We start from the raw sequence: 13234 nt of genomic DNA, 5'->3' as shown, positions 1-13234 counted from the left end.
GGGAAGCCGTCCGCCGGGGGCGGCGCGGCCCGGGGAAGCCCGCCCGGGGCCGGTGTGCCCCCGGGTCAGCGTGCCCGGGCCGCCGCCGCGTCCTGTGCGCAGGCGTACGCGAGCTGGCTGATCAGGTCCTCGGCGTCCGGCAGCCAGCGGTTGGCGGCGGTCGGGCGCCGGGCCCACTGCACGGAGCCGTGCGTGCCCACCCGGGTCGGCGGGGCGGCGATGTACTCACCCTCGCCGCGGCAGATCAGATCGAGACCGGCCGGCGCCCAGCCCATCTCCCGTACGCGAGCGGGCACCTTCGCCGAGGCGCCGGGCAGGACGAGGAAGAACATCCGCCGATCCGGGGTGCGGGTGACCGGGCCGAGCGTCAGCCCCATCCGCTCCATACGGGCCAGCGCCAGGCAGCCGGCGGTCTCGGGCACATCGAGCGCCTCGAACGTCCGGCCCGTCGGCAGCAGGATCGAGGACCGCGGCTGCTTGCTCCACATCCGGCGCACGGCGGTCGCGCTGCCGCTGGCGAGTCCGGCCCAGCCGGGCGCAGTGGGGTGCGCGCCGGGCGCGGGGCAGTCGTGGGCGCCGCACGAGCAGCGCGGTGTCTCGCCGACGTGCTCCAGCCATGCGCCGGGGAACACGTCCCAATGGCGTTCTTCCGCGTAACGCACTGCAGTGTCGAGCAGCTGCTCGCCGCGCTGCTTGGGGATCTGCGCGGCTCCTGTGACTCCGATGGTCTCTTCCACGCTGATGACAACTCTCCGTGTCACCAAGGGTTACGGCTCAAGGGGTGACCTGCCCGGCGCATCGTTCTTGCACGTGGGGCGCATGGAAGCACTGGTGGGGGCGCGTAGGCGGGCCGGGGCCGAGCCGCGGGTAGCCACCTGCGTGACGGGCGGGAAGGCCGCCCGGCGGCCGCCGCGGTGCATGAGGGGGAGGCCCTGCACGGCGGTGCCGCTGTCTGTGCACGGACACCGCCGCGCGCCAAACGCCTTTGTTTCGCAAAGCGCCCATCGGTCTGAGTCCGTCGTATCGCGCATATCCGGGATGACTCGGATATCCGGGATATTCGCGGGGCATCGATCACGGGGAACGGCGTTCGCCGGTGAACGCGCAGCAGTAAGCCAGGGGGTAACAAGCATGGCCGCCAGGCCACTCGTCGCGCGGCAGCCCAATGAGCGGCTGCAAGCGCTGATTCAGGAAGCCGCCTGTTCCAACGCGGGGCTCGCCCGCCGCGTCAACATGTGCGGTGCGGAACACGGTCTCGACCTGCGCTACGACAAGACGTCCGTGGCCCGCTGGCTGCGCGGACAGCAGCCCCGGGGCCGCGCCCCGGCCGTCATCGCGGAGGCACTGGGCCGCAAACTGGGCCGTACGGTCACCATCGACGAGATCGGGATGGCCGACGGCAAGAACCTCGCGTCCGGGGTGGGCCTGCAGTTCTCGCCGACCGTCCTGGGGGCGATCGAGCAGGTCTGCGAGCTGTGGCGCAGCGACGTAGGGCGGCGCGACTTCCTCAGCGGCTCCACGGTCGCGGCCTCGGCGCTGGTCGAGCCCAGCCGGGACTGGCTGATCACCGGCGCGGACACCCAGGTCGCCCGGAACGCCGGCGCCCGGGTCGGGATCTCGGACGTCGACGCGGTACGCGCGATGACCGCGGCGCTCGGCGAACTCGACCACCGCTTCGGTGCCGGCCATGTCCGGCCGGTCGTGGTGCACTACCTCAACAGCGTGGTCTCCGGGCTGCTGGCCGGTTCGTACCGCGAGTCCGTGGGGCGGGAACTCTTCGCCGCTGTCGCACGGTTGACGGAACTGGGCGGCTATATGGCCGTCGACACCGGACAGCCCGGTCTCGCGCAGCGCTACTACATCCAGGCGCTGCGGCTGGCCCAGGCGGCCGGTGACCGCGGCTACGGCGGCTATGTGCTCGCCGCGAGCATGAGCCATCTCGCCGCCTCGCTCGGCAACCCGAGGGAGATCGCCCAACTCGCCCGCGCCGCACAGGAAGGCGCCCGCGGACACGTCACCCCGCGGACCGAGGCGATGTTCTGCGCGGCGGAGGCCCGCGGGCACGCCCTGATGGGCGACAGCCGGGCCTTCCAGGCGGTGGCCGGCCGGGCGGTCGCCGCGATGGAGCGCGCCGAGGGGGGTGCCGGCTGTTCCGGCGACGACCCGGCGTGGATCGCGCACTTCGACCCGGCGTATCTCGCCGACGAACTCGCCCACTGTCACCGGGACCTGGGGCAGCCGGGGCCGGCCGCCCAGCGTGCCCAGGAGGCGCTGAACGGGCATGCGGAGGGCCGGGTGCGGCGCCGCGCCATCGGGCTGCTGCTGCTGGCCGGTGCCCAGGTGCAGCAGCGTGAGGTCGAGCACGCCTGCCATACGGGCACACAGGCGGTGGAGCTGCTGAGCGGGCTGCGCTCGGACCGCGGTGCGGAGTACCTGGAGGACTTCCAGCTGCGGCTGGAGCCCTACCGGGACGAACCGGTGGTACGGGAGTTCGGCGCGCGACTGGACCTCCGGGCGGTGGCGGCGTGACCGAGGCTTCATCAGGAGGCGGCGGCTGGTCTGTCGAGTTTGTTGCCTGACGCCGTTTTTGCCGTAATGCGTCGGGCGGGCCGTCGGCCGGGCCCGTCCGGCGCGACCGGAGGGGCGGGCGGAAGGGTGGGCGGAAGAGTGGGCGGAGGGGCGCGCGGGAGTTTGACGACAGGGCCTGGTGAGGGCCTGGTGGGGGTGGTGACCAGGCGGCATGGTCGAACGTCACTGCGAACCGGTAGCGTGCAGCCGGAGTTTCCATAGTTTCCACAGGTCTGCACGTCGGTAGGAGTCACGGTGACGCAGAGCGGACAGGGTCACGACCCGCAGAATTCTGCGGCCGGCCGCCCCGCGCGAGAGGGCGTAGTGCTGCCCCCTGACGGTGAGGCGTGGGCGCCCGACCAGCAGGCCGCACCGCCCGCCGGGCAGCCCTGGGGCCAGCCGTGGGGTCCCGGCCAGCAGCCGGCTCCAGGGCAGGGGTACGGCCAGCAGCCGCAGTCCGGTCCGCAGCCGGGCCACGACCAGCCCCCTCCGGCACCGGCGCAGCCGCAGGCTCCGTCGGCCCCCGCGCCCGTACCGCCAGCGCATCCGCAGGGCGGTGGCCAGGGCTTCCCGCCGCCGCCCCAGGGGCAACCCCCGATACCGCCCGCGCCGCCGTCGATATCGTCGATACCGCAGCAGGCGCCCCCGCAGCAGCCGTACGGCCGGCCGGCCCCGGAGGGCGGCCCGCAGCCCCTGCCGGGCCCGTCCGGTGAGCTGGTGCGCGCCACCCCGCAGGCCGGGGCGCCTCTTCCCCCCGCCGCCGCGCAGAACAACGGGGCGCCGCCGCCGTCCGCCGCCGCGCAGAACGGCGCGCCCCTTCCGCCCGCCGCTGCGGGTGACGCGGAGGCCACCGCGCTCATACCCCCCATCAACTCCCAGGCTGGTGCGCCCTTTCCGCCCGCTGCCGCGGGCGATGCGGAGGCCACCGCGCTGATACCCCCCATCGACTCCCGCTCCGGCGCTCCTGGCACTCCCGGTGCCCCTGGCACCCCCGGCACCCCTGGTGCCGCGCCGCTGCCGCCCGAGACGCCCGAGACGCCCGATGAGTCCACCACCATGCTCCGCGCCATCAAGCCGGGGCAGCGCGGGCCGCAGGGCCAGTCCCGCCCGATGCCGCAGGCGGCACAGCCGATGCCCGGTGCCGGCGGCGCGGGCGACTCCGCCACCCAACTGCTCCGTCCGGTGGGCGGCGGGACGCCGGCCCCGCCCCCGGGCACGCCGTTCGGCACCGGCCCGGGCATGCCGGGGGCCGGCCCCGGTGCGCCCGGCGACCGTCCCACCCCCGCCGAGTTCGAGGGCCTGTTCCGCGACGGACCGGGCGCGCCGCCCGCCGGCGGACCGGCCGGGCAGCCCACGGAGGCAGCCGACGCCACCGCGCAGCTGCCCCGCTTCGCGGACCCGGGCCGCCCCCCGTACGATGCCTCCGGCCCGGGCTACGGCCGGCAGTTCCCGCCCGGCGGCGGCCACGACCCGTACGACCAGCAGGCCTTCCACGACCAGCAGGCTTTCCATGACGAGGACGGCGGCGGGCGGCGCCGTCGGCTCGCCCCGGCGGCGATCATCGGTGCTGTCGTGGTCCTGCTCGCCGGCGCCGGCCTCGGTCTCGGCTGGATGCTCAGCGGCGGCGGCAGCGACGACGGCGAGAAGAAGCCGGCTCCCGGGAACAGCGCAGGCCCGGCGGCCGGGCCCGCGGAGAAGGAGAACGAGCCCAAGCCGGCCACGGACCCCGCCGAGGGCCAGGCCAAGGGCCTGGACGCGCTGCTGGCCGACAGCAACAACAGCCGCTCGTCGGTGATCGGCGCCGTCAACGGCATCAAGTCCTGTGACAACCTGGACGGTGCGGCCAAGGACCTGCGAGCCGCGGCCGGACAGCGCAACGACCTGGTCAAGCGGCTGAACCAGCTGCCCGTCGACAAGATCGGCGACCATGCGGCGCTGACCGCGGCGCTGACCAAGGCCTGGGAGTCCTCCGCGGCCGCGGACAACCACTACGCGGCCTGGGCCGGCCAGGTCGCCGACAAGAAGGGCTGCCACAAGGGCAAGGCCCGCGCCACCAAGGAGACCGCTCAGGGCAACGCCGCCAGCGGGCAGGCCACCCAGGCCAAGAAGGAGGCGGCGAATCTCTGGAACCCCATCGCCCGCAAGTACGGCCTGACGGAGCGCAGCCCCCAACAGCTCTGAGGCGGCCCGTCCAGCCGTGCCCTCCTGCTGCCCGTCGAGCAGTGCCGTCCAGTTGCCCGTCGAGCAGTGCCGTCCTGCTCCCCGTCGAGCAGCGCCGGTCGGTTGTCCGTCCAGCAGTGCCGGTCAGTTGTCCGTCCGGCGCCGTTCCAGCGTCCCCGTGACGTTCACGAACCCGTCCTGCGCGGCGACCAGTTCGCCGTCCCGGACGACCTGGTAGGTCACCATGGCGTTCACTATGCGCGGGAAGTCCTGGACGGCGAGCATGTCGTCGTCGCGCCAGCGCAGCTTCGGGGTGAGGCCGCCGGTGTCGACGGCGCGGTCGCCGCGGTCCAGCGTCGTCTGCAGGCCGTGTGCGGTGATGGCGTCGGCGCCCCGGTCGTCGAGCTCCTCGATCAGCGCGCGGAGGACGGTGTAGGCGATCCAGGTTGTCTGGACGCCCTGGTCCGCCGGGTCGACGCGGTTGTCGTCGAAGGCGAACTCGGTGATGACCTTGCGCATCGGGTCCCAGCGGCGGTCGCCGGCGGCCGGGTACCAGCCGGTGATGTCCGCGCCCTCCAGGGGCCCGGATCCGCCGCCCGTACGGTCCAGCAGCGACTGGCCGACGCTCCCCAGGACGGAGGCGACCCGCACCTTGGGGTGGTCCTTCTGGAGCCGCCGGAACGCGTCGAAGAAGGCGTCCGTGTGGTCGCCGAGCGAGGCGGCGACACAGGCTCCGGCCGCCGCGCCGCCGGCCGGAGCCGTCCCGTCGGCGGCCGGGTCCGCGCCGACCGCCGCCAGGGCGCGGGTCACCTGCGGTGTGTAGTCGGTGCCGTCCTCCGGCGCCTTGATGTCCTTGGCCGTCTCGCGACTGCCGTTCCGCAGGCCGGAGTTGAGCAGGGACGGCATCTGGTCGCCCTGGATGGTGTCCGGGCGGACCAGTGCGACGCGGGTGCAGTCGCCCGCCAGCTGGCGGCCGTTCCCGGCGAGCAGGGACGCCTGGCCGCCGTTGACCGGGTACGACAGCGGGCTCTCGAACTCCTCCGCGGAGGCGCCGTAGCCGCCGATGAAGGGGATGCCGGAGGCCTCCAGCGGCGACATGAACTGGCGGCCGAACTGGCTGTACGAGCCGACCACGGCGACCGCGCCCTCGTCCACCGCGCGCCGGGCGCACTGCGCGGCGGCCACCGAGTCGTTGCGCTCGTTGCAGGTCAGCACCCGCAGCTGGTGTCCCCTGATGCCACCGCGGGAGTTGACCCAGCGGGCGTACGCCTGGGCCATGGCCGGCATCCCGGGCATATTGGTCGCCTTGGTCCCCTCCGGCGCCCAGGTCATCACCGTGAGCGGCTCCTTCTCCCCGGAACCCCCCGGTCCGGGGAGGGAGCCGCAGGCCGAGAGCAGCGACGCGAGGGCCGCCCCGCACGCCACCGTCGACACGATCGCGACCGCGACCGTGGGAGCGTGACGGGCAGGGCGGGGGGAGGGGCGTCGCCGTCCGGTCATGGCACCGCAGCCTGGCGTCCTGCGAGGAACGTTCGAGTGACGACGGCGCAACGGACGGTGACCTGGAGGTGAACTCCGGGGGCCCGCTGGAGATCGTCGAAGCGGAACGTACGATCACATACCGTGCAAGGTTCGGAGAAGTCTTCCCGTCGCGGCCGTCGCTCGACCACCATGGGCGGTATGCCACTCAACGACATGCCGTGGTGGCGCTGGCGCAGCAATGTGCGCTCTGCGCTGCACATGCTCTCCGACCCCGCCTTCCACCGGGACGTCTGGCTGGCCGGCCGGCCCGGATACGGAGACGTCACCGACGCCGTCTACCGGCTCGTCGAGGACACCTGGCTGGATCACTGGTCCGCCGAGAGGTACATCGGCACGATCTTCCGTGACGTCCACGAGGCCCAGCTGGTCGACCTCGCGGTGCTGCGGGTGCTGCGGATCATGCACCAGGTCGGCCCGGACGCCCCGGTCGCCGCGTACACGGCGCACGAGGGCTGGCCGGAGGCCGTACAGGCGGCCCGGGAGGCCCACGTCCGGCTGGCGACGGCCGACGGCGAGGACCCCGATGCCGCGCCCCGCGCACTGCACGTGCTGGCCATCATGACCGGCCAGCCGGCCACCGCGGCCTGAGCAGCGCTCCGGGTGCCTGAGCAGCGCTCCAGGTGTGCGACCCTATGAGGTCATGAGCGAGTCGCAGTCCCCCCAGCCCGGTCCCGTCGATCGGAACGGCCGCACGAACGATCACGGAGATCGCGGTGGCCGAGGCGATCAGTACGTCCTCACCCTGTCCTGCCCGGACAAGCCGGGGATCGTGCACGCCGTATCCAGCTACCTCTTCATGACCGGCTGCAACATCGAGGACAGCCAGCAGTTCGGCGACCGCGACACCGGGCTGTTCTTCATGCGGGTCCACTTCACCGCGGACTCCCCGGTGAGCGTGGACAAGCTGCGGGCCAGCTTCGCGGCGGTGGGCGACTCCTTCGGCATGGACTGGCAGCTCCACCGGGCCGACGAGAAGATGCGGGTCGTCCTGATGGTGTCCAAGTTCGGGCACTGCCTCAACGACCTGCTCTTCCGCTCCCGGATCGGCGCGCTGCCGGTCGAGATCGCGGCCGTGGTCTCCAACCACACGGACTTCGCAGAGCTGGTCGCCTCGTACGGCATCCCGTTCCACCACATTCCGGTCACCCGTGACACCAAGTCCGAGGCCGAGGCGCGGCTGCTGGAGCTGGTGGCGGCGGAGAACGTGGAGCTGGTGGTGCTCGCCCGCTATATGCAGGTGCTCTCCGACGATCTGTGCAAGGCGCTGTCCGGCCGGATCATCAACATCCACCACTCCTTCCTGCCGAGCTTCAAGGGCGCCAAGCCGTACCACCAGGCGCACGCCCGCGGTGTGAAGCTCATCGGTGCCACCGCGCACTACGTCACCGCGGACCTCGACGAGGGCCCGATCATCGAGCAGGAGGTCGAGCGCGTCGGCCACGAGGTCACGCCGGACCAGCTCGTGGCGATCGGCCGGGACGTCGAGTGCCAGGCGCTGGCGCGCGCCGTGAAGTGGCACAGCGAGCACCGGGTGCTGCTGAACGGCAGCCGGACGGTGGTCTTCGCCTGAGTGCCGTGTGCTGCTGGGTGCTGAGCTCCGAGGGGCTGGGCGCCGAGCGCTGAGCACCGAGGGCTGGGCGCGGGGTGCCGAGTGCTGGGTGCCGAGCGGTTGAGCGCTGAGTGAGTCTTCCCGGCATCGGGGAATGCTTTCCGTCACGGGGAATACTCGCCGCCCCCGTCACGTTGTGGCCCCGAGGGGGCGCTTGGATCCCCTACGGGATCTGTTCGACCGCCCCCTACGGGAAAGCCCCCAAAAGCCCCCGGAAACCCTCTACGGGAAACCCCCTAGAGGCGGGACAGCGACGCCGTCGCGAAGAGCACTTCGCGGATCGCGTCGCGTTCGCCGTTCTGGCCCGCGGCAGCGTCCTCGGGGGAGATGTGACCGGCGGCCAGCTGGCAGAACTCGGCGCTGTCCAGGGCGATATGGGCGACCGTGTGATCCGGTGTGCCGAGTGCGGCCGGTGAGTCCAGGGCTATGTACCAGTGGCCGCCGCCATTGCCCTCGATCTCCAGGTGGAGCGTACGCCCCGGGGCGCCCGCCTCCACCAGTCGCCGTGGCGGTGCGGCGCGCCCGGCCCGGCGGCGGTCGGCGAGCGTACTGGGCAGCAGCCGGGCGGCGAGGTCGACCATGCGGTGCAGATGCGCGGCGGACGGGGCCTCGTACGGATAGTCCACCGCGTCCGCGATGTCACCGGCGTGCACCCAGCACTCGAAGGCGCGGTCCAGGAACGCGTCGCGCAGCGCGAGGCTGAAGTCCCCGTACGAGACGGCGAGTTCGGCGACCTTGCTGCCGGCGAACGAGACCTGCCGCATCAGGGCGTAACTCTGGTCGCGCCAGGGACCGTGCGTGGCCGGGCGGTCGAGCGCCCGGTCCGTGTCCCGCCAGAACGTCTCCGTACGGATGAGGGGATTCGGGGTGCCCGGCGGGGCGGCCGTGCCGAGCGGGTCGGGCAGGCCGAGCGCCGTCGCGACCAGGCCGTCGACCGCCAGCAGATGCCCGATGACACCGGCGACGGTGGTCTCCCGCTCCGCCGGGCGCTCGTTCTCGAACCAGCGCAGCCGCACCGGAGCGCGCCACTCCGACTCGCCCATGTCGCGCAGCAGCGCATCCAGTTTGGCGGTCTCCGCGTCGTACGGAACCGCCCAGTCGGGCACCGGGATACGGGCCGGCCGGCGGCCCAGGCAGCCCTCCAGCACACGGGACCGCAGCCGCGGATCGAGGTCGAGGCTGTCGGCCGGGTGCAGCAGCCCGACGGCGTCGCGCAGCCGCAGCGCCTCGTCCGCGCAGGCGGCGCAGTCGGTCAGATGCGCCTCGACGGCGGCGGTCTCGTCGGCCGAGCAGGCCGACAGGGCCCAGGCGCCGAGGAGGGACTTGAGGACGGCGTGCGACGGGACGGGCGTCGGCGCCGGGAACCGGCCGGGTGCGCCGGGGCCGGTCATGGGCCCGGTTTCCGGTGTGTGCGGAGCGATGCCGTACCGGAGGGCGTCGCCCGGCGCGGTGTCATGGCCCGACGCACCCAACGGATCGCCGGCGGGCGTGCGCGGGATGTCGGGGAGCGGGCCGTGGTCCTCGGCGGCGGGGCGCGGTGCCGGTATCCGCGGCCGTTCACCCGGTCCGCCGGACAGCTCGCGGCCGTCCCACTCGTCCGGGCCGTTCACCGCGTCCGTCCATGGCCGGGGCCGGGCGGTGCGGAGGAACCGGGGCCGGTGTGGGGGTGCGGTGCCCGTGGCACGCGGGGCGAGTGCGACGGCTGTGCCGCACGGGACGGCGCCACGGGGGTGGCACGTACGGTGCTCGACGTGTACGTGGTGCGGTGGGTGGGCGGCAGCGCCTGATGGTTGTGGGCGGTGGACAGCAGCTGCAGGCCGAGGCGGAGCCGGCGGCGGGCCTCGTCCTCGGTGACGCCGAGGTCGGCGGCGGTCTGGCGGTAGTCCCGGCGCTGGAAGTACGCCAGCTCCAGTGCGGCCCGCAGGGGTGCGGGCATGGATGTGACGATGTAGTCGGCGCGGGCGGCGGTCGAGGCCTCGCGGATCCGCTGCTCTATCTCGGCCGGCTCGGGTGCCTCGTCTCCGCAGTCGCGTGCCGAGGCGGCCTCGGCCTGGCGCAGCCGCTGGACGGCGTGATGGCGGGTGAGGCCGGCGACCCAGGAGCGCAGTGAGCCCTGTTTGGGGTCGTAGGAGCCGGGGTGCTCCCAGATGTAGCCGAACACTTCCCGGGTGATGCGGTCGGCGGCGTCCTCGTCGTCCAGGACGCGGTAGGCGAGGCTGTGCACGAGCGAGGCGAAGCGGTCGTAGAGCTCACCCAGCGCGGCTGCCTCGCCGCGGGTGAGTCGCTGCTGCATCCGCCTGTCCCAGCGCGGTGGCGCGTCGTGTCCCATCGGACCCCCATCCCTGCCCTTTCGGCTGTGAGCTCACACCTCAGCCGACGCTCCCGCACACACTTTGCCCGGTTCTGTGCGCAGGATCACCGAATCCGCCGTGCCAACGAATGTAATGGGAGGGTCCGACAGTGCATGCCCGTTTGCGGCAAACCGAGCCTTGAGGGGGACGCGGGTGGTAATGGACTGACGGCCGTACCGTCGCCCTCTGGTGGCGTGGGCGGTTGCGCGGACCCGGGGGAGACACAGGAGAGACCTGAGGGAGACCCGCGGGAGACCCGAGGGAGGGCCGGGCGAGACCCGGGGGACGGTGAACGAATCTGCCCGTAGGGGCATCGATGATGCATTGATGATGACCGCTTACGCCTCTATGAGGCGATCTGTTATCCGGGTGTGACCGAATATCGGAGAAAACCCTCCCCGTCCTGGGCATAGCCTTGGAAGGCAACGGCCTTTTGCGTCACCGGTGTGCCGACGGTTCGCACGGGTTTCAGCGGATCGAGGCCGGGCAGTCGAGCCGGGGAAGGGTGAGTTCCGGATGCAGCCGGGCACACCCGTCCGCAAGCGAGCGAAGGGCTTCGAGCGCGTGTCGTTGAAGGTGGCAGAGGACCAACAGGGCCGCTGGGCGGTACTCCAGGTCTCCGGTGAGATGGACATGGCCACGTCGCCCACGGTACGCCAGCATGTGCACAACGCGGTGGCCGACGGCCGCCGATCACTCGTACTCGACCTGTCCGAAGTCCTGTTCTGCGACTCCAGCGGCGTCGGCGTGCTGATCGCCGCCCGCCGGCTGATGCGCTCCTGCCAGGGACGGCTGCGGCTGATCCTGCCCGCACAGGGCGCCGTCGACGGCTCGCACGTCAACCGGGTGCTGGCGGCGCTCGGCGTACGCCGCCTCTTCGAGGTCTACCCGGACCTGCGCACCGCCGTCGACGAGGCCGCCGCACCGCTCTCCGCCTGACTCCGCGCCCGAGAGCCGGCGGTCCGTACCCGAAGCCGGCGGCCGGTGCGGGAACCCCACCCGGCTCAGGAACTCCGCTCAGTGCGGGAACCCCGCCCGTACGGAAGCTCCGCCCGTACGACGAACCCCCCGTCGGACGTAGGACGCGCCTCCAGCGTCCCGCCGAGGCTCTGCGCCCGCTCACGCAGCCCCACCAGGCCGTGGCCGCCGCCCGGCAGCGCCGGAGCCGTCGCCGACGCGTCCGCCGGCCCGTTCCGGATCTCCACCCGCAGCGCGGTGTCCACCGGATCCACCCGGACCCGTACCCGCGCCCCGGGCGCGTGCTTGCGTACATTCGTCAGCGCCTCCTGGACCGTACGGAACGCCGCCCGCTCCACGGTCTTCGCACCGCTCGCGCTGCCGGCCGCACCCTCCTCGTAGCCGGCGCAGCCCTCGTACGTCACATCCAGCGCGCTCATCTCGATCAGCCGCGGCAGCTCCGCCAGGCCGGGCTGCGGTGCCAGATCACGCGCCTCCTCCGTATCGCCGCCGTTCGCGCGCAGCACACCGACCATGTGCCGCAGCTCCTCCAGCGTGCGCACCGACAGCTCCCGGATCGTGCGGGCACCCACCCGCGCCGCCTCGTCCGCCGTGCTGACCTGCACCGCCCCCGCCTGCAGACTGATCAGGCTGACCTGATGGGCGACCACGTCGTGCATCTCGCGGGCGAGCCGGGCCCGTTCGGTGGTCGTGATCCGTTCCGCGAGCAGCTGGTCCTCCCGCTGCCGGCTGCGGGTCAGGTCCGCGACCCGGGAGGCGAGTTCCTGGCGGGTGCGCACCAGCAGGCCCAGGGCGATCGGCGCGGCCGCGGTGACACAGGCGTCGATCAGCGTCAGGGTGTTGTCGCGGTACTCGGCGAGCTCGAAGTCGGAGATCGGATATGGGAAGACGTGCGCCGCGATCAGCAGCACCGCACAGATCCCCAGCCGGGCCCGGCCGGGCCGCCGGCCGGCCAGCGTGTAGAGCGCGATCATCGGTGCGAACCAGATGTAGCCGATGTACAGACCGGGGAGCGTGCCGAGGAAGACCAGCAGCGGGAACCGCCGGCGCAGCAGTAGCGCCGCCGCGGCGGCCATCGAAACGCCCAGCTCCAGGGCCATCTCCAGCTTGTTGACCAGCACCGCGTCGGCGATCGCCAGCAGTACGGGTACCACCACCGGCACCACAACCGGCACCACTGGGGCGATTCCGCGCAGCCGCCGCCCCCGCACCTCGCGCGCTCCCCGAGCCATGGCCCGTCCGGCCTCCGTGCCACGCCCGGGCACCCGCCCGTACCCGGGCCTCACTCCGCGCCCGGGCCTCACTCCGCGCCCGGGCCTCACTCCGCGCCCCCCGGAACATCCGACACCAGGCCCGCCCGGTCCGCGACGATCGCCGCCTGAATGCGATTGATCCCGCCCAACTTGCCCAGCAGGGCCCGCACATGGTCCTTGACCGTACTGGGAGCCAGCCCCATCCGCTCGGCGATCTGGGCGTTGCCCAGCCCCTCGCCGAGCAGGGCCAGCACCTGCGACTCCCGGGGTGTCAGCCCGCTCACCGCGCGCGCCGCCGCGGTCTGGCCCTCGGCGGTCAGATACCCCCCGATCACCGCCCGGGTGACCCCCGGGTCCAGCACACTCCCGCCGGCGGCCAGCGTCCGTACGGCCCGTACGAGTTGCTCCGGATCGGAGTCCTTGAGCAGGAACCCGGCCGCGCCCTCACGCAGCGCCCCGGTCAGGTACTCCTGGGCGTCGAAGGTGGTCAGCATCGCCACGGCCGGCGGCTCGGGGGCGGCGCGCAGGCCGCGCAGGACGGTCAGCCCGTCGACATCCGGCATCCGGATGTCGAGCAGTACGACCTCGGCCGCGCAGCGCAACACCGTCTCCACGGCCTCCGCGCCACCGCAGTCCGCGACCATCTCGATGTCCGGGGCGGTCCCCAGAATCATCCGCAGCCCGGACCTGACCAGCCGTTCGTCGTCCACCACAGCGACACGGATCACCGGCCGCCCCTTTCTCCCTCGCACCCTTCCGAGCTCGCGGACCCG

10 protein-coding genes and 1 pseudogene are annotated in these 13234 nt (G+C 73.0%); 5 read left to right on the top strand and 6 right to left on the bottom strand.

The genetic code is table 11. From position 1 onward, the window contains the following. Nucleotides 1-65: 65 nt before the first annotated feature. The gene (locus ACFY12_RS04950) at nt 66-737 is read right to left on the bottom strand and encodes a bifunctional DNA primase/polymerase (RefSeq protein WP_390714275.1); all 672 of its coding nucleotides are present in this window, start codon (nt 735-737) and stop codon (nt 66-68) included. A gap of 394 nt (nt 738-1131) precedes the next feature. Here ACFY12_RS04950 and ACFY12_RS04945 point away from each other — a divergent pair, with 394 nt between their 5' ends. Both ACFY12_RS04945 and ACFY12_RS04940 read left to right on the top strand, forming a co-directional pair. Next, entirely contained in the window at nt 1132-2529 is a 1398-nt protein-coding gene (locus ACFY12_RS04945; protein WP_390714274.1) for a transcriptional regulator, read from the top strand. A 294-nt stretch (nt 2530-2823) separates the two neighbouring features. Next, on the top strand, nt 2824-4749 hold the full coding sequence (locus ACFY12_RS04940) for a hypothetical protein (RefSeq protein WP_390714273.1): 1926 nt from the start codon (nt 2824-2826) through the stop codon (nt 4747-4749). A gap of 123 nt (nt 4750-4872) precedes the next feature. On the opposite strand, the gene ACFY12_RS04935 is transcribed toward ACFY12_RS04940, so the two are convergent. Then, nucleotides 4873-6228, bottom strand: coding sequence for an ABC transporter substrate-binding protein (locus tag ACFY12_RS04935; RefSeq protein ID WP_390714272.1), 1356 nt, complete (start codon nt 6226-6228; stop codon nt 4873-4875). 171 nt (nt 6229-6399) lie between these two features. Between ACFY12_RS04935 and ACFY12_RS04930 the strand changes: the two genes are divergently transcribed. Both ACFY12_RS04930 and purU read left to right on the top strand, forming a co-directional pair. Continuing rightward, entirely contained in the window at nt 6400-6858 is a 459-nt protein-coding gene (locus ACFY12_RS04930) for a hypothetical protein (RefSeq protein ID WP_390714383.1), read from the top strand. 52 nt (nt 6859-6910) lie between these two features. Next, the gene (purU, locus tag ACFY12_RS04925) at nt 6911-7840 is read left to right on the top strand and encodes a formyltetrahydrofolate deformylase (protein WP_390714271.1); all 930 of its coding nucleotides are present in this window, start codon (nt 6911-6913) and stop codon (nt 7838-7840) included. Nucleotides 7841-8115: 275 nt separating this feature from the next. Here the strand turns inward: purU and ACFY12_RS04920 are convergent, their stop codons facing one another. After that, a complete protein-coding gene (locus tag ACFY12_RS04920; protein WP_390714270.1) occupies nt 8116-9489 on the bottom strand; it encodes an anti-sigma factor family protein in 1374 nt (457 codons plus the stop codon). 182 nt (nt 9490-9671) lie between these two features. Then, a pseudogene (locus ACFY12_RS04915) lies at nt 9672-10208 on the bottom strand (sigma-70 family RNA polymerase sigma factor); the annotation flags it as partial. 538 nt (nt 10209-10746) lie between these two features. On the opposite strand from ACFY12_RS04915, the gene ACFY12_RS04910 reads away from it, so the two are divergent. Further along, nucleotides 10747-11169, top strand: coding sequence for an STAS domain-containing protein (locus tag ACFY12_RS04910; RefSeq protein ID WP_390714269.1), 423 nt, complete (start codon nt 10747-10749; stop codon nt 11167-11169). A 65-nt stretch (nt 11170-11234) separates the two neighbouring features. Here ACFY12_RS04910 and ACFY12_RS04905 read toward each other — a convergent pair whose 3' ends face one another. Both ACFY12_RS04905 and ACFY12_RS04900 read right to left on the bottom strand, forming a co-directional pair. Continuing rightward, nucleotides 11235-12440, bottom strand: coding sequence for a sensor histidine kinase (locus tag ACFY12_RS04905; RefSeq protein ID WP_390714268.1), 1206 nt, complete (start codon nt 12438-12440; stop codon nt 11235-11237). Between the two features lie 86 nt (nt 12441-12526). Continuing rightward, on the bottom strand, nt 12527-13189 hold the full coding sequence (locus ACFY12_RS04900; protein ID WP_390714267.1) for a response regulator: 663 nt from the start codon (nt 13187-13189) through the stop codon (nt 12527-12529). Nucleotides 13190-13234: the final 45 nt, after the last annotated feature.

It is taken from the genome of Streptomyces sp. NPDC001339 (assembly GCF_042895955.1).
Taxonomy (GTDB): Bacteria; Actinomycetota; Actinomycetes; order Streptomycetales; family Streptomycetaceae; genus Streptomyces.
This window is presented reverse-complemented; position numbering and strand designations above follow the sequence as displayed.

Coding starts and splice junctions, on each gene's coding strand:
- ACFY12_RS04945 (WP_390714274.1), top strand. CDS start 1,132: ATGGCCGCCAGGCCACTCGTCGCGCGGCAGCCCAATGAGCGGCTGCAA.
- ACFY12_RS04935 (WP_390714272.1), bottom strand. CDS start 6,228: ATGACCGGACGGCGACGCCCCTCCCCCCGCCCTGCCCGTCACGCTCCC.
- ACFY12_RS04930 (WP_390714383.1), top strand. CDS start 6,400: ATGGGCGGTATGCCACTCAACGACATGCCGTGGTGGCGCTGGCGCAGC.
- purU (WP_390714271.1), top strand. CDS start 6,911: ATGAGCGAGTCGCAGTCCCCCCAGCCCGGTCCCGTCGATCGGAACGGC.
- ACFY12_RS04910 (WP_390714269.1), top strand. CDS start 10,747: ATGCAGCCGGGCACACCCGTCCGCAAGCGAGCGAAGGGCTTCGAGCGC.
- ACFY12_RS04905 (WP_390714268.1), bottom strand. CDS start 12,440: ATGGCTCGGGGAGCGCGCGAGGTGCGGGGGCGGCGGCTGCGCGGAATC.